This is a genomic window from Nocardia sp. NBC_01388 (assembly GCF_045040085.1).
GTDB lineage: Bacteria > Actinomycetota > Actinomycetes > Mycobacteriales > Mycobacteriaceae > Nocardia.
The window spans coordinates 1,223,248-1,242,528 of sequence record NZ_CP109553.1; the positions used below are offsets into that span (position 1 = coordinate 1,223,248).

Sequence of the window (19,281 nt, forward strand, 5' to 3'; positions counted from 1 at the left end):
CACAACCTAAGCCGGTCTTGAGTAGTCCGGTGCCAGCGCCGCTGCAGCCCTGTCGCTATTGCTGGCGTGAGATCGATCAGCGCGGCGCCGCCCGGTTGTGGGCCGAACTTCTGGACTGGGTGGACTGGTTGCGCCACCGCTACCAGCTCGGCTCCCGCGTACCGGCCTGCTGGTACCGCCACGACGGCATCGTCGAAGAACTCACCGCCCTGATGGCCGCGCACACCGCCGCGTACTGGTGCGACCCCGTCACCACCGACCTGCCCCGTGAGGACATGACGGCCTGGCACAGCCAATGGCTGTGGCCGGTGATCGAACGCCTCACTCGGATTAGCGATTTCAGTGCCTGCCGTCCCCATCACTGCCGCTACCAGAACCACCCGCAGCCTGTGCATGCCGGAGTCGAGGAGTACGTCGCCGCCGAAATCGACACCCACGCGCCGCCACTCGGCACAGCCTCGGGCACACAGGGGTAGGGCAGATGTACGCGATCGACGATCAGCTCATCGACCGGGCCCGCGTCGGCGACGACTACCTGCAACCACTACTCGCCGCCTTTCACCGCAGCCCCCGTCGGCGCCCGCGATGCTTGTGCAGCGCAAGCGAAACCGGGGGAGTCGATATGTACGTCGCCCGTATCGGCGGACGGTATGTGCTCAAACGCATGCCCGGAACCGGACCCCACCACGCCCCGGCATGCTCCTCCTACACCCCGCCCGCCGAGTTGACCGGCCTGGCAGCACTGCTCGGCACCGCGATCCGCGAACAACCCAGCACTGGACTCACCCGCCTCACGCTGAGCTTCCCCCTGACCCGAAACTCGTCACGGCGCAGGAGCGAATCCACCGATCTCGCTCCGGACAGCGGGAGTGCGGACGTGGACGGCAACAGGTTGACGTTGCGTGCCCTTCTCCACTTCCTGTGGGACGAAGCCGGATTCGTCCGCTGGGTACCTGCCATGGCGGGACGGCGCAACTGGCCCGCCATCCGGCGACACATACTCCTGGCCACGCAGACGAAGACAACGAGATCGCGTGAGCTGCCGGAACTGCTCTGGCTGCCCGAACCGTTCACCCTCGCGCAGAAAGCCGACATCGCCGCACGCCGCACTGCCGCATTCGCGCCACTGCTCGGTCCCGGCAAGCACCGCGAGCTCATGCTCGCACTCGGCGAAGTCAAGGACATCGCCCCGGCCCGATTCGGACGACACAAGCTGCTCATCAAACACGCCCCCGACTGTCCGTTCATGATCGAACCCGACACCCTCACCCACCTGCGCCGCACCTTCGCCACCGAACTCGCACTGCGCCAGGGGATTCCGGACTCCAAGCTGATCGCCCTGCTCACCTTCGGCGTCACCGCCGCCGGTGTCGCCATCGCGGACCGCATCGCCCTGATGAGCGTCAGTACGGACTGGATCCCGTTCGAATCTGTCTTCGAGCACACCCTGATCAGCGCACTGGTCGGCCACGGCCGCCGATTCACCAAATCCCTGCGCTACAACCAGCCCGTCACCAGCCCCCTGGCGTCACTGGTCCTCACCGACACCGACCCACCCACCGCCTGCTACCTCACCACCGGCGCCACCTCCGGACCACCCGCTCTCACAGATGCGAATCTTCCTCTGAAGCAATGGATCTGGAACACCTCCGTCGACCCCATCCCCGCCATCCCCACGACCGTCAGCCACACCCGCAGAACCGGACCCGCCCGGACCCCGAGCCCACGCGAGAACGCCCAGGAGGCACCCGACCAGGCACCCACCCAGGAGGCACCACCATGCCCGACACCCAGCCCGCACCCGACCGACCATTCGACGAACACGCCCTGCACGAGGATTTCCGCCAATACCACCAGCTGACCGGGATGCAGAGCTGGGCGATCGTCTCCGAACCCGAACAACAGCAGCTCACCCAACAGGCCAACCTCCTCACCGACCGCTGGCGGGCCGCCCCGAGCCCCTGGAAAGACCACTGGGATCACCTGATCACCGCGGCGCAACGCTGGGAACAGAACCCGGAAACCACGCAACTGATGCTCGACAGCATCGCAGCGGACTACGAACGCACCGGCAGCACCGATCTCGCCACCCCTATCCAGGTCCGAAACCTGCTGCTGGCAGGGGAACTGGCCGAAGCGCGACGCACTGACCTCGGCCTCTTCAACGATCCGGGTGCCCCAGATCATGTCGACTTCGTCTACGGGTATCTGACCAGCTACCGCTCCACAGGCAGCACCACGACGTGGCGATCGCTGCCGAGTTGGTCGACCGCACGCCGCTGGCTCATCGACCAAGCCGCAGCCACCCCGCCCGAGACCGGTGTCGACATCACCATCACCGGACCCGACCCACTCAGCGGGGCCGCGGCACGACCCCTCATGACCGGTACCGGCCTGACCGCCCGGGAACTCGGCGACCAACTACGCCACCTCGACCAATTGCTCGGCACCGCAGCAATTCCCGTCGACCCCCACGCACAGTCCTGGCTCGACGACCTGCGCTACGAGGTGCTGTGCGACGCCTACCGCGACACCCTCACCGAGCACGCCAACCCGTGGGCAGTGGGCCGCCGATTCGAACACTACCTGCGCGCCGACGACCTCTACACCGACATCGTCGACTACGCCGACCGGGCCGGACTCCCTCACAGCGAAGGACTGGATCCCGGAGAAGAGCGGCACGACACCGTCGAATACCGCCTCGCCGACATCCGGAACGACATTCGCCACAACGACATCGATTGGGACACTGCGCCACGCACCAGCACCTGGCTCGACGAAGCCCTCGACCAGGCCCAGCACCGGCTCGACGACCTCACCCGCGGCGGCCTCACACTCACCTACCCCGATCCCGCACAAACCGGCCACGTCACCGAGATCGGATTCGACGACAACCAGTGGTACATCCAGCACGCCCACACCAGCGCAGACGGCCGAACACTGCTCTACGACACCCCGCCGACCCCGTATTCCTCATGCGAGGAATTGTTGGACAGCACCGCCGCATTCGTGGCTGCATCAGACCCCTCGCCCACACCCGATGCCTCGATCCCGGAATCGATCGTCAGCGAGCTACGCACGTTCGACAGCGAGTTGACCTCGTTGCACCGGGACCTTGCCACTGTGCGTGAGCTCCACGACGCCATCCGCGTCGGCAGCCCCTACACGATGCATCGGCACCAACCGTCCATCGAACACACCCCCACACAGCTACGGACCGGCACCGCGATAAGTCGCGACGCCAACCGGATCACCCTGCACACGCCCGATAGTGAAAAGCCCACGCCCCCAGCACAACCGGCCAAGGAACCGCGCACGAAGCGCCTGCAGCCACCGAAACCAGGCGGACGACCACACCGGCGAGGGCTGTGACCGAGGAAGGAGGACGCGATGAGCAACCCAACCCCAGCACCCAGAGACCCCGCTGAGGCGAACGCCATCCACGCGATCCGCAGCCTGGTCGAAGCCAAGGACCTGCGGGCAGCCAAACAACAACTGCGCCAACTCCAAGCCACCACAGACGACGCGACATGGGCCATGGTCGTCGAGATCGCCAATACCCTGCGATTCAAAACCCACACCGTCGCGGTCACGAAACTGCGAAACCTCTGGCGCAACAACGAACCATTCCGGCCGCTCATCGAAGCCTGCGCGCCGAAATCCGAAGAACACCAACACATTCCCGAATCCCCATCCCAGAGGGCAGATAACGGACCGATCGTCCCGCGAGCGAGCAAAGTCCGCCAGGACATCGACCCGGACAAACGCGTCGCACCGCAGAACAGGCGCCGCAACCCCAACAAAAAGATCATCGAGGACTATGAAGATTCCCTGGCCAAGGGCGAACGTGACGACCCGGGTATAGCTCGTGAGGAGCCGATTGTCGGCCGTCGCGACTACGACGCCGAAGCTCTCACCCATGTGCCGACCACGCTGTGTGTCTCGTGCAGACTCGAACGCGCAGCCATCGACCGGCACACCGATCGTGTCCGCGCCGGACTCGGCGACGACGGCCTCTGCGGTGAATGCCGCAGTCTGGGCCGGCCGGGTCTTCCAGAACTCTCCCCGGGCCACACCCTCACCGACCAGGTACATGCTCGGCTCGACTTCGTGGCCGAACACTTTCCCACCGGCGACCGTGGCATCTTCCGCCAGGAATGGCGCTACGCCGACGAAAGTGCCCGGCCGATCATCACCGCCTGGGTGAAAGACCACACCAGCCCAGATCCGGACCGTCGAACAACCCTGCGCGCCAATCAAACTCCCGATCTCAATGGGTGGTGCGAAGGCTGCAGCGAATACCGTCAACTCGCTCCCGGATCCGGAAGCAAAAGACTGTGCTTCGACTGCGATCCGCGCTATCAGCGATCGGCGGTCCAACCGGGCAGTGTTGAACCAGCGCACCGCAAGTACGGTGAGGAGGTCCGCAGCGCCAGCGGCGAGTCCAGAACACACGGCTCATCGGATGGAGCCCAAAGTTCGGACGTAGCCAACGAATCTGGCACCAGGCAGGGGCCAGCGTCAGCCGAACGCGGTGGGTCAGCAACGAAACCGGAAGCTAGCGTTCCCTCGATCGATCACCGTAGGAAATTGGTCGAGAGTGCCCGCGAAAAAGCAAGAGCCGCTGCACAAGAGCGTCGGCGTGCGATGACTCGTCAGCCCACCGCGGTGGCGCGGCCGCGCACACTTCGGCACTAGAGGTGGGTGAGTTCACGGACTCGCACAAGCAGGTGGCAGTTTGGTCAGAACAATCAGCGGCGGTGTCGGGTCCGAGTACCAAGGGGCGGAGAAGGGTCTCCGGTCATCCGGGCCGGGCCTTGTGGCTACGAAGCTGGGAAGGCCTTCAGGTGCCTCTCGGGTGAGTCCAGACGTTCCACCCCAGGGATGGCCCTCGGGCGATCTCTCTGACCGCCTTGTTGTAGTACTGCCTTGCCTCGCATGCCTTGTCGCAACAAGCGTGACTGTGCAATCCGGCCCTGGCCTCAGCGAGGGTCATCGACCGGTGCGTGGGTGCTGGATGCCGATTACGGATCGCAGCTGCCATGGCCCACCACCTTGAAATGCCGGGTCCTGAGTGGGATGACCTTCGCGTCATCGACGTACTGATCCACTTCAACTCCGATGATTCGAGTGGCCTCGACCTGCCGACTGCACTCGGACGGAAGGCACTCTCGATGAATGATGATGGCTTCCAGTGCCTCAGCGGCGGTCATCTCGATATCGTGATCGCGGACGTGGCAGTCTTCGAGTCTTTGTAAGCGCGGACCGTAGAATTCCACGGGCCTACTCCTTGCTATCTGGTTCTCGTCTTGGTCTATGGGTCGTCTGTGCTCGGGGGCTTAGGATCGCCGGTCAGTGCTTCACCACCTCTCGGAGGTGGCTGGGGCGGTGGCGTCCGTGGACACCGGCAAGCCGCGGCACTTCGACGTAGCCGCTACCGTCGAGGTAGGTCAGCCTATGAGTGCTTCGGTGGCGCTCGGCCGCAAGCCGCTCTTGCCGAGCGGAGTGCAAGGCGAACAGTGCAAGTACTGCGAAACCTATTGCTAACCAGAGCATTTCGTTTCCCCCTCTGGGCCAGAGAGCTGGTTGCGGATCTTCCACCCGGTACTGAGATGCTTGGCCTCGGCACCGGTGTCTTTCTCTGGTGCTATGCGCTAATCGGAGGTTCGCTTCGATCGAACCGGGAGGGTCGGGGATCGGCCGAATGGTGATGTCGTGTGTACCTGGTGGCTCTCATCTCGACTGTCCTTAAAAGCACATCACCGGTGCTGGATAGAGACCAGCGAAAACGAGAACCCGATTATGATTGCTCTAGAACCGCAGGACAGAACTCGCTTGTGAGGCAGACCCCGACTCGCTTTTCGTTCCGACGTGACTCGATTTCCAGGAGAGCCCTGTGACCAGCACTGAAGATGATGGACCCTCGTCAACACTGCCGCGCCGCCAGCTCGGCCGGTTTCTTCGCGAACGTCGAGAAGCCGCTGGATTCACCATCTCCGAGGCCGCCAAATTGGTCGACCTGTCGCGAGCTGTGCTCCAGCGCATCGAGACCGGACAGATTCAGAAGGTTCGAAGGCAAGACGTCGCGGCGCTGTGCAGTGTGTACGACGTGGGGGGAGACGAGACTCAGGCTGCGGTCGACCTCGCCGCACAAGCAAGAGCGAAGAGCTGGCATCACGTCTACGGCGGCCTGTACGGTACCGCCTTCAACATGTACGTCGGCCTGGAAGCGGCGGCTCGCAGGCTGACTACCTGCCACGATCAGCACATCCCTGGACTGCTTCAAACGGCCGACTATGCCCGGGCGATCATCAATGCTTTCCCCTCGTTCACCAACCCCGAAGAAATCGACCGTCGCGTCGAGCACCGGCTCAAGCGGCAAGCGCTCATCACCCGCAGGACCAACCCTGTCGAACTGGACGTGCTGCTGCACGCATCGGTGCTCTACCGCATGATAGGAGGACCGGACACCATGGCCGTCGCGCTGCGGCAGTTGGCCGAGGTATCGAAGCGGCCCAATATCGCGATCCGAATCCAGCCCTTCCGCGCCGGCCTCACCTGGGGAATTCCTCACGGCTCGTTTATCATTCTGGACTTCGGTCGCACTGCGAGGAATGAGCCGGTCGAGCCTCCGGTGGTATTCATAGAAGGGGGAGCGGCTCAGGACGTCTACCTCGAGAAGCCCGAGGAAATTCGGCTCTACAGTGAGCTGGCCGCGGCCATCCGGGGTACATGCCTCGGTGAGGTAGAAAGCAGGAACCTGCTGCGGCAGGTGGCGAAGGAGTACGAGCGTGGCGAACATTGATCTGTCCGAGGCGAAGTGGATCAAAAGCACCTACAGCGAGGGCGGCGCTCAGTGTGTCGAGGTTTGCCATGCTGGCGATGCGGTCGGAGTGCGCGACTCGAAGAACCCTGGTGGGCCAGAGTTGTTCTTCACCCCAGAGCAGTGGAACAGCTTCCTCGCGAACGGTATCTGGAAGCACTGACGCCGGCCATAACCGTCGACCGCCAAAAGGACCCGCCCCCCACGTATCTGGGGTGGGTCGCTTTGGCTTGAGTCCTAGTCGCTTCCGTCGGTCGATAGCCTGAGGAAGACCCGCAGCCCCTCATTGATCTTCCCAGCGGCATTCTCGAGTTGCTCGGGAGTGAGGTATTTGCCGAAGGCTGCAGCATCGAGAAGTTGGTTGCGGACCCGTTCCAGGTTTATTGTGGCCCAGTCGCGAGGCATCAGTTCAGGCATGGCCGAGAGACTATCTCGAGTCGAACCTATGTTCGAACCGAATGGTCCCTGTTTCAATCAACCTGTCTTGATCGGACTAGGGCACCCGCTGGGCGATCCTGGATCGCCAACCCCTGATGGAACAGCTCCTGGCATCGCCTTGCCGCCGGGCCGCGTATCGCGTGACCCAGCAGAGTCCGGTTGCCTCTCAACGGATTTACCAACCCAGCCGTACGCGCCGTGAGGCGCTGCGTTCATTTGCGATCATCCTGATCCGGGTGAAGTGTCCATTTCGCACCGTCGGGTGTGTCGGTCACGCCGATACCAGCAGCGACCAGACGGTCTCGCACTGCATCTGCGGCGAGCCAGTCCTTGGCGGCGCGAGCGGTGTCGCGTTGCTCGAGTTGGGCGGCAACCAGTACCTCGAGTGCATGACTGGTGATGTCGACGTTGTCGGCTCCGCGTCGGTCCCAATGCGGGTCCAAGGGGTCTACCCCGAGAATGTCGAGCATCCTGCGCACCTGTGCGGCGATGTCGATGGCCGCGGCAGTGTCGTTGCTGTCGAGTGCCTTGTTGCCTTCGGTTGCCAGGTTGTGTATCTCGGCCAATGCCTTGGGTATTGAGAGATCGTCGTCCAGCGCAACGGCGAACGCGCCGGTCCATTTACCCAGTGGCACGTCTCCTGCGATGTCGCGGACCTTGTGCACGAAGGTTTCCAGCCGTCGGTAGGCGGTGGCGGCATCGTCGAGTGCTTGCTCGGAGTATTCGAGCATGGAGCGGTAGTGCGCGCTGCCGAGGTAGTAGCGAAGTTCCACTGCGCGCACTCGGGTGAGCATGTTGGGTACCGAGAGGACGTTGCCCAGTGATTTCGACATCTTTTCTCCGCCCAGGCTTACCCACCCGTTGTGGAGCCAGTAGCGGGCGAAACCGTCGCCGGCGGCTCGGGATTGGGCGATCTCGTTCTCGTGGTGGGGGAATATCAGATCGATTCCACCGCAGTGGATGTCGAATTCGGCACCGAGGTATGTGGTGGCCATCGCGGAGCATTCCACATGCCAGCCGGGTCGTCCCGGTCCCCAGGGCGACGGCCATGTCGGCTCACCGGGTTTCGCTGCCTTCCAGAGCGTGAAGTCGCGTGGATCGTGTTTGCCCATACCGGCGCTCTCGCCTTGCTGCACGTCGTCGAGCTTGTGCCCGGACAGCAAGCCGTAATCGGCATAGCTGCGAACGTCGAAATACACGTTGCCACAGGCGGAGTAGGCGTGGCCGGCATCGATGAGTCGCGCCATCAGCTCGATCATCTGGGTGATGTGCTCGGTCGCACGGGGCTGCACGGACGGGCGCAGTACACCGAGTTCGTCATAGGCGCGGTCGAAGGCACGTTCATAGGTGGTGGCCCATTCCCACCAGGGGCGTCCGGCGGCGGCGGCTTTGTCCAGAATCTTGTCGTTGACGTCGGTGACGTTGCGCACGAAGGCAACCTCGTAGTCGCCTGCCTGCAACCACCGTCGCAGCACATCGAAGGCGACCCCGCAGCGCACATGCCCGATATGCGGTTCGCCCTGCACGGTGGCGCCGCAGAGATACACCGACGCACGGCCAGGGATGATCGGGGTGAAATCGCGCAGGGTCCGCGTCACGGTGTCGAACAGGCGCAGCGTCATGGCCGAGGATGTTACCGGTGCTATCACCGGTCCGTCGCTGCCATCGGTGAATGCCGAATCGTGTTCCCGGGTACGGAAACCCGGCCGTCGTCATGGTCGCCCGCCCACCATCGGCGGCCTTCCGGTGGCAGCGTGTCGAGTGGGTCGTAGAACTCGTGCAGACGGGTCAACGCCTCGGAGTCATCGGCTTCTGCCATGGTGCGATAGTTCTTGGACCAGTACGAAATTCCCCGTATCCGGTCGTAGTAGCACGGCTGGTGCACCCATCGTTTGCCGACGAAGGGCACGTCACACACGATCCGCGGGGTTGCGAAGCCTGGGAGATAGCCCATGATGTCCAGTTGCAGGGCCTGCGCCTGGGCTACCGAGGTTCGCCAGTGCTCGCTGAACGGGATCATGTCGCACATGTAGATGTAGTAGGGCATCACCGCGGCTTGGTCGAGCAACGCGAAGGACAGATCGAGCAGAGCCTGCGCGCTGTCGTTGACCGATCGCAGCAGCACTGCCTGATTGCGAATGTCCCGTAACCCTGCTTCCAAGAGGCGGCGGGCCGCAGCACACACGCTCGGGGTGATCTGCTGGGCGGCGTTGGCGTGAGTGTGCAGGGACAGCTGGACTCCGCGAAGGTGCGCGGTGACAGCCAATCGTGCGATACCCGAGAGGATCTGTTCGTCGGCCCAGTGCTGGGGCAGGCCGATCAGCGCCTTGCTCGCAAGGCGAATGTCGCGGATGGAATCGATCTCCAGCAGCTCGTTTATGAATGCTTCGACCCGCGGCCATGGCATGTTGGCGAGGTCTCCGCCAGAGACCACCACGTCCCGCACGGTCGGTGTCGCTCGCAGATAGGTGAGCATCGCATCGAGTCGCGCTTGTGGTTTGAGCGTGAAACCGGCCTTGCTGATCTGCGCGGTGGAGGTGCCGACCAGATCCATCCGTGTGCAGTGTCCGCAGTACTGCGGACAGGTGGATACCACCTCGGCCAGCACCTTGGTCGGATACCGGTGGGTCAAGCCCTCGACCGCCCACATATCACGCTCGTGCAGCGAGTCCCGTTCAGCACGAGGATGGGACACGAAATCGGTCTGCCGGTCGGAGAATATCGGCAGCATGTAGCGTCGGACCGGATCTCGGCGGAAGGCATCGGTGAGACTCCCAGGTCCACTGACCGGGGCCTCGGCGGCGATCGTGTTGACCATGTGCGGGGTGATCAGCATCGACATGGTGGCGTGCTCGCGTTGATCACGTGCCAGATCCTCGAAGAAGGAGTCGCTGACAAGGTCCGCGGTGACATCGCGGAGTTGACCGAGGCTCTTGAGGCAATGGGCTCGTTGCCACTGCGGCGAATTCCACTCCCGCTCAGTCGTTTTACGCCAGCCAGGAAATCGCCGGTGGTCGGGCTCCTGCGTGATTCGCCGTCGGTAGGAGTAGGGCTGGAGCAGATCGGGAGGCATTGGTCCTCGCAGTGCTTTCGCTGGGGTAGGCACGTGTCCGTCGCTGGTGGCGCTTGGCTGCGACCGGTGTCAGCTATCGGTGACCTGGTTGAGCAGCCGGGCAGCTTCGTCGGCGCGTTGATTGATGGTGATTGCGAGAGAGTCGATCTGGTCGGTGAAGAATCCGTCGGCACCGATCAGTGCGGCTTCGGCCGTTCCCAATCCGCTGAACAACCGTGAGGCGAAGCGGTGGTTGGCCGTGTGCCTGTGTCCGGAAGCGTCGAGAATCTTGTCGATCGACACGGCATGGTCGCGGGGGTGCCAGATGTAGCGCTGGAGTCGGAAGCGCAGCTCGACGGGGCCCAGTTCCCACCATGCGGAACGGATTCCGAGTTCATCGTGGGTGATGGCGGAGTAGTCCTGCGTGTTGCGCAGATGAACGCGCTCATACAGCGCCAGCAGCTCGTGCAGACTTTCGTGGTTGCCCGGCGGTTCACCGTGCTGGGCAACAGTGTCCGCAGCCGGAACCGCTTGTGGCGGTAGCCCTTTGCGGCCTCGATCCAAGGCGTGCAAGATCTGAGGCCGGTAGGCCCACCATTCCGCCATGACCACGTGGGCGAGGTTTTCACGGATGGAGCGCTCGGAACGCAGTGGTGTGTTATCCAGCAACGCGTCCGGGACACCGACGAACAGCGACTGGAATTCGCGGTACGCGAACCGGTGCTGGCCCAGCAGCCGGTACGTGTCGGTGAATTGTGGTCCGTGCTTTGCCCGTTCACGCTCGGCGGTGACCGCGAAATCGCACAGTTCCTGATAGCCCTGAAGGACAACTTCACGCAAACAGTCCGAGTACCACTGCCAGTCGCCGGCCCCAGGTTTTCCTACCCAGTCCTTCATCAGAAGTTCGTCGGGCACCGTGGCGACCGTCTGGGCGAAGCGCTCCACAGCGATCGCGAGGGGAGACGTTGTCACCTGACGATGACGGTCCCACGTTGATTCGATCACGCCGCCGTTGCGGGCGACTTTGCGCCACCGTGTGGCTTCATCCACCGTGACGCGATCGGTGGAGTGGCGCGTGATCGCCTCGTCGAAGAGCCTGATTGCCTCGCCGTGCTTCTTCTTCCGCAGCGCCGCTTTGCCCCGTCCGACGAGCAACTGAGCTTTGAAGCTCTCCGGCGTGAGATGACCAGGGGTGTCGTGGAAGACGGTCTGGTAGCCGACGGACAACCGCGTGCGCCGCGGTGCCCCGTTCCATTCGTGGTATCGCGTCTGGTCGGGGGCGAGCAACTGGATGGTCGGTGACCAGATGTAGATGTGGTTATTGATGATGTCCGTGGCCGCCTGGTCCGGAGCGGTGGTGACTACCCGAACCGGGAAGGTGTGCTCGGCGATGTCGCGGGCAACGTCGGGATCGGAGTAGATATTTCGATCGTGACATAGGCAGCCCGAGCATTCCGATGAGTGCAAATCCAGAAGAATCGGCTTGTCTTCGACCTCGGATCGCTTCAATAGCGTGTGAAAATCGTGTTGATTTGCCCATTGAACTATCAATTTACTAATCCATTCGGCGTGAGTCCGTTTGCGGACGCTGTCCAGTGGCCGGAATCGACCGGTCTCATCTCCTTCGAGTGCGACCGATCGAGCGCCTTGCGTGCCGTCGCTTGTCTATTCACCAGTTGCATACCAGGGCAAGGGAATTCGGGAAAGATTCGAGAATCTCTTGGTGATTTCGTTCAACGGTGTTGTGGCGGCTCGTCTCCGCTGCCTTCTCCGGGTCCTGTGACGGCGGTGGGTTCGTTTCCTGTGCGCCGTTCGGGGTGCGCTGCACGGAATCGGGCTATCACGCCGTCGATTTCGGCTTGAGTTCCCGCATTCCCGGGTTGCGTTCGTAGCTCGCTGATGATGTCGGCCAACGTGCCGGGGTCCGCGCGGCTGGCATCGCGCAAGATCGCTTCCACCTCGACGTGCCTGTCCTGCGAGCGTGCTCGGCGGGGAATCAGGCGTCGTCCGTTGTCGTTCACATGCCACCTCCGGATGGGATGTCATCTCCTGCACTGGTTTTCGGGTGAGTTGTTTGGTGTTCACCAACCGTCGCATTCGCACCGGCCCCTGACACCTGCCTGACAGTGCGACAGCCGTCGGATTCTTGGGCTACTCTGACCTGCAGTTTTCGCGTAAGCGCCGGTCTTGCCCATCGCGATGGGTAATCTGAGGGCCGTGCAGGTTCCGGGTGTGCAGGAGTGGGTGCCGTGGAAGCTTCATCGGGGCAGTCGAATACGAGCGCGCAGATGATCCAGCCCCCGACTCCGCAGGCACGGGGCCGGGAGATGGCCGCCGTCGGCAAGAAGCTCTGGACCACCCTGGGGTCGGTCACGCGCGCAGCGACGGAGTTGATGGCCCTGTACCAGGATGTGCCGAGTCTGCAGGCATACCGATACGCCGCCGGCCTGTCGCAGGATCAGGCCGCTGAGAGGTACAACGAGAGTACCGGCAACCAGACCAGCCTCGGGGGCACCTCCATCAACGCCTGGGAAACCTGGGCCCGCGGGCGCGGGCGCGGCTCACCGCCCTCGTTATCGAGCATCTTGATCCTGTGCGCCGCGTACGGCCGGGGCCCCTTCGGCGTGGCCGAAGAGAATATTTCGCCCACCGAGCTCATCGCCGAAGCCTACGAACGCCTACCGATCGAGGACCAACTGTCCCTCAAACAGTTCACCCTCGGCTCCCAGCCCGAGTCTGCGTACCGGCCGCCGAGAACGACCGCAACCTCTCATGGACTGCTCGCAACCCCGTCGGGCAGATCGACCGGTCAGGTAGGCGAGGAGTTCGTACTGTCGGTGCCGACCGTCGAACATGGCAATCCCGATATCTGTGTCTTCGCCCTACCCAACCCACGTCCAGGCCAGCTGTTGGATCTGACGTGGGAGACGTTCGGGTACGGGCTGGAGCAGCTTTCGGTCCAGATCAAGAATGTGGGACGACGCCTCGATGTCGATGTGTGCTTCGGTGTGAACGAGGCCGGCCTCGTCATGGCAACCTTCATGGCATCATCGCGGTTCTCGCGCTGCAAGATCGGTTACCTGCGCTGCAACAAGATCCGCGACGGCATCGACCTCGATGACGCCTCCTTCTTCCCTGACGCACCGGCCACCCCGACGATCGTTATCTGCGATTTCGAGGTCAAACACGCCGACGTCGTCGGCTACCTCGCCCGTCAGCTGCGTGTGAGATACCCGAACGCCGAACTGTACTTCGCGGTATTCGGTGCAATGACCAAGAGCCGTGGCCTGACGGTGGAAAGCTTCGACGACCTGACCGGTGCGAAAATCATGCGAGCCGCCGGTTTCGAGGCCATCTTCATCGCCGCCACCATGAACCCGCCGGGAATCGAACCCCCTATGGAGCTGCGATGACACAGTCGAAAGGTGACCCGGAATGACCACTGGGGCAACGAACACCGAACTCGCACACCACATCGCCGACCTGGTGCGCGAGATGATCACCGAAATCCGCCCCCGCCTCATCGACGCCGCCCTGACCGGTCACCGAGCAGAGAACGAGAACCTGCGCCACAGCGACAACTTCCTGTCCGACTACGACCTGTGGATGCACCACCGCTACAAAGAGCTACTGGCACAAAAGATCCCCTCATTCGTCTACGCCTCCGAGGAAGCCGACCCCGAGGTCATCGGCCCGGACCCTAACCCCGACCTGTGCGTGCTGGTCGACCCCCTGGACACCAGCGAGCTGGCCGTACGCGGCCTCTACGGTTACACCCACGTCCTGATCTACTCACGTACTTTCGCCCGGCCCGTGGTTGCGGTGGTCGGCGACATCTTCCACCACATCCAGATCTACCTCGCCGCGATGGACGAAGCAGGAAACGACCGAGCACACATGATCACCGCAGACGGAGCCCGGCACGCTCTCGACCGACCATCGCACGCCTCACTGCCCGACGCATTGGTCACCAACTACCTCATGCGACCTGCGCAACGATTCCAGCCCTTGGCCCAACAGCAAGAATTTCTGAAAGCGTTGAGCGCCACGGCCGAGGGCGGAAAAGCGAACGGACGCATCGGAGTCGATTTCGGATCGATCGGCTTATGTCACGTAGCGGCCGGATTCTCCGATGCCATGATCGAATTCGCCAAAGGCTTCGCCATCTGGGACCTCTCGCCAGGGCACTACATCCTGCACGCCGCAGGCGGCATCGTGACCGACCTCGACGGCAGAGATATCCCACTGGACTACCGTTTGAACTCGATGTCCGACATCAACAAAGCCATGAACACACGTCAGAAATTCATTGCCGCCGGAAACCGCAACCTGGCTCGCGAAATCCAGTCCACATTGCGTGCGTGAATCACAGTTCCCGGCATAGCCGGACCGCAGCTGCGGAAGGCCGGATCTTCGGTGTCAAGGGGAGTGAGATGGCGGAACTTCGAGTGGCAGTGGTGGGATACGGGCTGGCCGGAGCAGTGTTCCATGCACCACTGATCGCCGCCGAACAACGCATGCGGTTGGACGTGGTAGTCACCTCGTCGGCCGAACGCGCCGAACAGGCGCGCCGGGAACATCCAGGGGTACGCGTCCTCGCCTCAGCCGAGCAGCTGTTCGCCGATCCCTCGGGAATCGATCTTGTGGTGATCGCTACACCCAATCGCAGCCATGCCTCGATCGCACTGGCGGCGATCGAGGCCGGGATACCGGTCGTGGTGGACAAGCCGTTCACCGTCACCTCGGCCGAGGCCGAGCAGGTCATCGCCGCCGCCGACCGGCGTGGGGTGGCGTTGTCGGTGTTCCAGAACCGACGGTGGGACGGCGACTTCCGCACCGTCCAAACCTTGATCGCGAACGGCCGCTTGGGAGAAGTACGACGGTTCGAGTCGCGGATCGAGCGGTGGCGACCAGTGGGCAAAGGCGGCTGGCGCGAGCTCGGCGCAGCCGCCGACGGCGCCGGATACCTCTACGACCTCGGAAGCCACCTCGTAGACCAAGCGCTGACCCTGTTCGGCCTGGTCACCGAGGTCTACTGCGAACTCGACCGCCGACGTGCCGGGGTGCAGGCCGATGACGACGCGTTCCTTGCCCTCACCCACACCGGAGGTGTCCGGTCTCATTTGTGGATGAGTGCAGTATCAGCACAGATCGGTCCCCGGTTCCGTGTTCTGGGATCCGAAGGCGCTTTTGTCCTACACGGAACTGATCCACAAGAAGCCGCTCTGCGCGCTGGCCGACGCCCCAATGGCGGACATCGCTGGGGTGCGGTCGAACCCGACTGTTGGGGCCGATTGGGGACCGACGGCGATAGCGATCGGATTCCCACCGAGCCTGGCGATTACCCCGCGTTCTATCGCGCGATGGCCGCCGCCCTAGACGATGGCACGCCAGTTCCCGTCGATCCTCACGACGCGCTCGAGACACTCAGGGTTCTGGAGCAGGGATTCAGGGCCGCCGATCGAACCGTAACCGGGCAGTGAAAGCGGCTGACACGCCTCGGTAAGGCATAGCTAGCTGTACCTGCCCGGCTGGCTCTAGTCCGCTCAAGTGCGCGCTCATGGCGCCCCTTTAGCGTCAAGAGGGAGTTTGGCATTCGCTAAACTGATAGATGGTGGGTCCGGGTTGTGGCTTGTCCGAAGGGCCGGTATGCGGGGTCGAACCGGTCGCGCAGGAGTCAGCAGACGCCCCCGATTGCCCTCCCGGGCTTGCCTTCTCCCGTCGCCGCTGGTCGGCGACCATCCGGTTGTAGACGGTGTTGGACAGGCGCCGTTTCAGGGCTCGCAGTGCTTCCTTCTGGGTTTTGCCTTCGGCTTTGCGTTTCTTGACGTATACGCGGCCGCCGCCGTAACCGCACTGTTGAACGACCGCCATGATGTGCAACACCCGATTGATCTTGCGGTTTCCGGTGCGAGAGAGCCTGTGGCGCTTCTGGTCGCCTGACGAGGCATCCAAGGGCGCGGTGCCGTTCCAGGACGCGAACCGATCTCGGGTGGCGAAACGGCGAATATCGCCCACCTCGGCGAGCAGGCGGGCCGCGCCGGCGGGGCCGATCCCGGGCAGTTCCATCAGCGTGGAGCCGGTCGCGGTGACCGACTCGCGTAGCTCTTTGTTCGCAACCTTGATCCGGGCATCGACGACCTCCATATCGGAGATCAACTCCAACACCACCCGCAACCGCATCCGCGTCGCGGGATCGCCGGCGACCACCTCCTCGGCCATGGCCCGGGCCTGGCGCGCGGACAGCCACCGTTTGGCCCCGCCGGGCACCAGCTCGAGCAGCAGTCGATGGATCCGGTTGACCGCCACTGCACGGGCTCGGCCGAGTTCCTCACGACGATCGACCAGCATCCTCAACGCCTCCAGCTCTGAATCAGCCTGCACACGACGTAGATTCGGTGCCCGCAACGCGGCCAATGCCACTGAATGCGCGTCGACCGGATCGGTCTTGCGGCCGTTACCGGTGGCGAACACCCGTACCTGCGCCGACAGTTTCGCCGGCACATCGATGACGACTTCTCCGTCGTGAACCAAGCGGTGGGCGAGGTGGCGGCCGATGCCGTTGCAGCCTTCGATCGCCCATACCCGGTCCGGGAAACGTTCTACCGCGGTGAGCATTTCGGCGAAACCGGCGGCGTCGGTGTCGTAGCGGCCGATGGCCAGAATCTTTGCCGCGGCATCGATGACCTCGATGGTGGCCGAGCGTTTGTGAGGGTCCATGCCGATGATGACGGTCATCGGTGTCCTTCCGTCGAACCGGGTAGGTATCGTGCGGGAAGGCACTGCTACTTCGAGCCAGGGCACGCCCCTTTTCAGCCACGCCCCGCACGGCACCCGGTGGGCTGCAAGCCATTAGAGAGCCACGTCAACTTGCAGGCGGGCAGCCGATTAGAGAGCGGCCCACCGGGCACCTGGACCCGATCCTGGCCGGGAACTGGTCCTGAGGCCAATGCTAAGTAGCCGAGTTCAGGATCACGCCTCCCGGGACGGGATCGTTCACCATGGCAAGCTCACGGCATGGACAGCGCGCTTACCTTCGACACCGGGCGGTTGGTGTTGCTGGATCGGGGCACCTACCGTTGGGTGAGCCTGAAGAGGTTCCGGATTGACTCAGCGCGGCCGGTCTCGGAGCTGCTGTCCGCGCTTGTCGCACATCCGCGTTACCGCGACCACTTCGCGTCCGCCTTCGAAACCCAAGGCCTCCACACGCTGCACGGACCGTACCGGGTGGAGTGCATCACGGCAGATACCTTCCGGTCTATCAACTCCTCGTCGGCACGGACCTTGTTGCAGGACTGGGCGGACAATGCTGGAGTGCCGGTGTCCGGGGAGGTTCAAGCCGAGTTGGACACGCAAGTGTTTCCGTTGTTGGAGGCACCGGAGTTGTTTCAACTGCCCGACCTTCGCCCTGATGCCCAGCATGACTGGGGTTGGGTTGTGGGCGTCGACGGCTTTCATGAACTAGTAGCGATCGATCAAGCGGATCGAGTGCTCACGCTTATCGTGGCAGCAGACGACTAGCGAAGACTTCCGGTCATGCCGCGACCCGCGCGTTCTGCTCTGGCGGTTCGCCTGGGACGGGGCATCGTGAGAGATGGCTCCCACCTCTGACCTCGATGTCACCTTCGCCGGTGACGACCTCGTGCTCCGACTGGCGACCCTCGCCTACCTCGCCCGCTTCTCCGCAGTCTCACGCATCCACACCAAATCTGATCTGCGCCTGTACTTCTGCTGGTGCAGCGAGCACCACCTCACTCCGCTGGCCGTCACCCGCGCCGAGGTCGAACGGTACATGCGGTGGATGCAGGAGATCCGCCGCTTCAAACCCGCCACGGTCGCCCGGCGCCTGGCCGTGGTCGCGGGCTTCTACCGCACCTGCGTCATCGACGATCTTCTGGAGCGCTCACCCGCCGAGTACGTGCGCCGCCCGCGGGTGTCGAACGAGTCACCGACGCTGGGGCTTTCGCATCTGCAGTTCGAGGCACTGCTGTGCGCTGCCCGTGACTCCGACAACCCCGCAGACTTCGCCCTGGTCGCGATGCTCGGCCTGCTCGGGCTGCGGATCAGCGAAACCTGTCGTTGCGATGCCACCGATCTTGGTGAGGAACACGGCCACCGGGTCCTGCACACCATCGGCAAAGGCTCGAAGATCGCACTCGTGCCGTTGCCGCCCGCTGTCGGCAGGGCGATCGACCGTGCCATCGACGGCCGGGTGCGCGGCCCGATCCTGCTGAACCGGCGCGGCCGCCGCATGGACCGTCACTGCGCCACCCGCCGGTTGCGGCGCCTCTCGGAGGCGTCGATTGTGCGGCTGCCGCACATGCATCCGCATATGCTGCGGCACACCTTCGTCACCACCATGCTCGACGCCGGCGTCGACCTGCGTGACGTGCAGATCGCAGCCAGGCACGCGGACCCGCGGACCACGATGCGTTACGACCGTGCCCGCACTAACCTCGATCGGCACCCGAACTACATCCTCGCGGCCTACATGGCCTCGGCAACATGACATCTCAACGAATTGGCCGATAGGCGATGTCAGCGTCCAGCGATCGAGCCCACCTGCCCTGCCGCCGGGTGCCGACCCGTAGGTATAGGCCCGGTTTCCTGCCGTGTGTAGGGCCTGTACGGCACCGAATTCCGCCGCGCCGTGGATAGCCGCGATAGGCGTCCCGCCGGTCTGTGTTGCGATGGCGAAGACACACAGCGAGCGGTCGCGACGATTGGTCGGGTGCCGTCGCAATTTGCGAAAGCGCTGGTCACTGGTAGGGATTTGGCATCAAATTTGGCATCACGACGGGGCGTAACCCATCGGACCGGGCGGGACCAGCCGGACGCTACGGACGACTGGAATCGCATTGACCTGCACAGATGGGACAGGGCGGTACGTCTAGGTACGTGCAGGACTGTTTCCCGTTGGCTCATAACCCAGAGGTCGCAGGTTCAAATCCTGTCCCCGCTACAAACG

Annotated in this window: 17 protein-coding genes; 11 read left to right on the forward strand and 6 right to left on the reverse strand. The window is 63.5% G+C overall.

What is annotated here, in order from left to right:
* Positions 1-29 precede the first annotated feature (29 nt).
* The 4 genes from OG716_RS05755 to OG716_RS05770 are packed head-to-tail and all read left to right on the forward strand — an operon-like array spanning position 30 to position 4,698.
* Positions 30-476, forward strand: a complete 447-nt coding sequence (locus tag OG716_RS05755; RefSeq protein WP_405136651.1) for a hypothetical protein — start codon at positions 30-32, stop codon at positions 474-476.
* 5 nt (positions 477-481) lie between these two features.
* Positions 482-1,861 carry a DUF1173 family protein gene (locus OG716_RS05760; RefSeq protein ID WP_405136652.1) on the forward strand — a complete coding sequence of 460 codons (1,380 nt, stop codon included), beginning with the start codon at positions 482-484 and terminating at the stop codon, positions 1,859-1,861.
* Positions 1,780-3,372 carry a hypothetical protein gene (locus OG716_RS05765; protein ID WP_405136653.1) on the forward strand — a complete coding sequence of 531 codons (1,593 nt, stop codon included), beginning with the start codon at positions 1,780-1,782 and terminating at the stop codon, positions 3,370-3,372. Before OG716_RS05760 ends, OG716_RS05765 begins: the two co-directional genes overlap by 82 nt.
* 18 nt (positions 3,373-3,390) lie before the next feature.
* Positions 3,391-4,698, forward strand: coding sequence for a hypothetical protein (locus OG716_RS05770; protein ID WP_405136654.1), 1,308 nt, complete (start codon positions 3,391-3,393; stop codon positions 4,696-4,698).
* A 326-nt stretch (positions 4,699-5,024) separates the two neighbouring features.
* On the opposite strand, the gene OG716_RS05775 is transcribed toward OG716_RS05770, so the two are convergent.
* Positions 5,025-5,279 carry a hypothetical protein gene (locus OG716_RS05775; protein ID WP_405136655.1) on the reverse strand — a complete coding sequence of 85 codons (255 nt, stop codon included), beginning with the start codon at positions 5,277-5,279 and terminating at the stop codon, positions 5,025-5,027.
* A gap of 617 nt (positions 5,280-5,896) precedes the next feature.
* Here OG716_RS05775 and OG716_RS05780 point away from each other — a divergent pair.
* Both OG716_RS05780 and OG716_RS05785 read left to right on the forward strand, forming a co-directional pair.
* Positions 5,897-6,805, forward strand: a complete 909-nt coding sequence (locus tag OG716_RS05780; protein ID WP_405136656.1) for a helix-turn-helix domain-containing protein — start codon at positions 5,897-5,899, stop codon at positions 6,803-6,805.
* On the forward strand, positions 6,792-6,986 hold the full coding sequence (locus OG716_RS05785) for a DUF397 domain-containing protein (protein WP_405136657.1): 195 nt from the start codon (positions 6,792-6,794) through the stop codon (positions 6,984-6,986). Before OG716_RS05780 ends, OG716_RS05785 begins: the two co-directional genes overlap by 14 nt.
* Before the next feature lie 74 nt (positions 6,987-7,060).
* On the opposite strand, the gene OG716_RS05790 is transcribed toward OG716_RS05785, so the two are convergent.
* The 4 genes from OG716_RS05790 to OG716_RS05805 form a co-directional block, all read right to left on the reverse strand.
* Positions 7,061-7,240 (reverse strand): DUF6374 family protein, encoded by a 180-nt coding sequence (locus tag OG716_RS05790; protein ID WP_405136658.1) that lies wholly within the window; start codon positions 7,238-7,240, stop codon positions 7,061-7,063.
* Between the two features lie 233 nt (positions 7,241-7,473).
* A complete protein-coding gene (gene cysS, locus OG716_RS05795) occupies positions 7,474-8,883 on the reverse strand; it encodes a cysteine--tRNA ligase (RefSeq protein ID WP_405136659.1) in 1,410 nt (469 codons plus the stop codon).
* Positions 8,884-8,906: 23 nt separating this feature from the next.
* On the reverse strand, positions 8,907-10,334 hold the full coding sequence (locus tag OG716_RS05800) for a KamA family radical SAM protein (RefSeq protein WP_405136660.1): 1,428 nt from the start codon (positions 10,332-10,334) through the stop codon (positions 8,907-8,909).
* A gap of 69 nt (positions 10,335-10,403) precedes the next feature.
* Positions 10,404-11,864, reverse strand: a complete 1,461-nt coding sequence (locus OG716_RS05805) for a DinB family protein (protein WP_405136661.1) — start codon at positions 11,862-11,864, stop codon at positions 10,404-10,406.
* 698 nt (positions 11,865-12,562) lie between these two features.
* Between OG716_RS05805 and OG716_RS05810 the strand changes: the two genes are divergently transcribed.
* The 3 genes from OG716_RS05810 to OG716_RS05820 all read left to right on the forward strand — a co-directional run bounded on the left by OG716_RS05810 (position 12,563) and on the right by OG716_RS05820 (position 15,796).
* Complete coding sequence (locus OG716_RS05810) at positions 12,563-13,726, forward strand: helix-turn-helix domain-containing protein (protein WP_405136662.1); 1,164 nt, start codon at positions 12,563-12,565, stop codon at positions 13,724-13,726.
* Between the two features lie 22 nt (positions 13,727-13,748).
* The gene (locus OG716_RS05815; protein WP_405136663.1) at positions 13,749-14,678 is read left to right on the forward strand and encodes an inositol monophosphatase family protein; all 930 of its coding nucleotides are present in this window, start codon (positions 13,749-13,751) and stop codon (positions 14,676-14,678) included.
* A 68-nt stretch (positions 14,679-14,746) separates the two neighbouring features.
* Positions 14,747-15,796, forward strand: a complete 1,050-nt coding sequence (locus OG716_RS05820) for a Gfo/Idh/MocA family oxidoreductase (RefSeq protein WP_405136664.1) — start codon at positions 14,747-14,749, stop codon at positions 15,794-15,796.
* Between the two features lie 94 nt (positions 15,797-15,890).
* Here the strand turns inward: OG716_RS05820 and OG716_RS05825 are convergent, their stop codons facing one another.
* The gene (locus tag OG716_RS05825) at positions 15,891-17,051 is read right to left on the reverse strand and encodes an IS110 family transposase (protein WP_405136665.1); all 1,161 of its coding nucleotides are present in this window, start codon (positions 17,049-17,051) and stop codon (positions 15,891-15,893) included.
* A 279-nt stretch (positions 17,052-17,330) separates the two neighbouring features.
* Between OG716_RS05825 and OG716_RS05830 the strand changes: the two genes are divergently transcribed.
* Complete coding sequence (locus OG716_RS05830) at positions 17,331-17,834, forward strand: hypothetical protein (RefSeq protein ID WP_405136666.1); 504 nt, start codon at positions 17,331-17,333, stop codon at positions 17,832-17,834.
* 73 nt (positions 17,835-17,907) lie between these two features.
* Positions 17,908-18,822 (forward strand): tyrosine-type recombinase/integrase, encoded by a 915-nt coding sequence (locus OG716_RS05835; RefSeq protein WP_405136667.1) that lies wholly within the window; start codon positions 17,908-17,910, stop codon positions 18,820-18,822.
* The last annotated feature ends 459 nt before the right edge of the window (positions 18,823-19,281 follow it).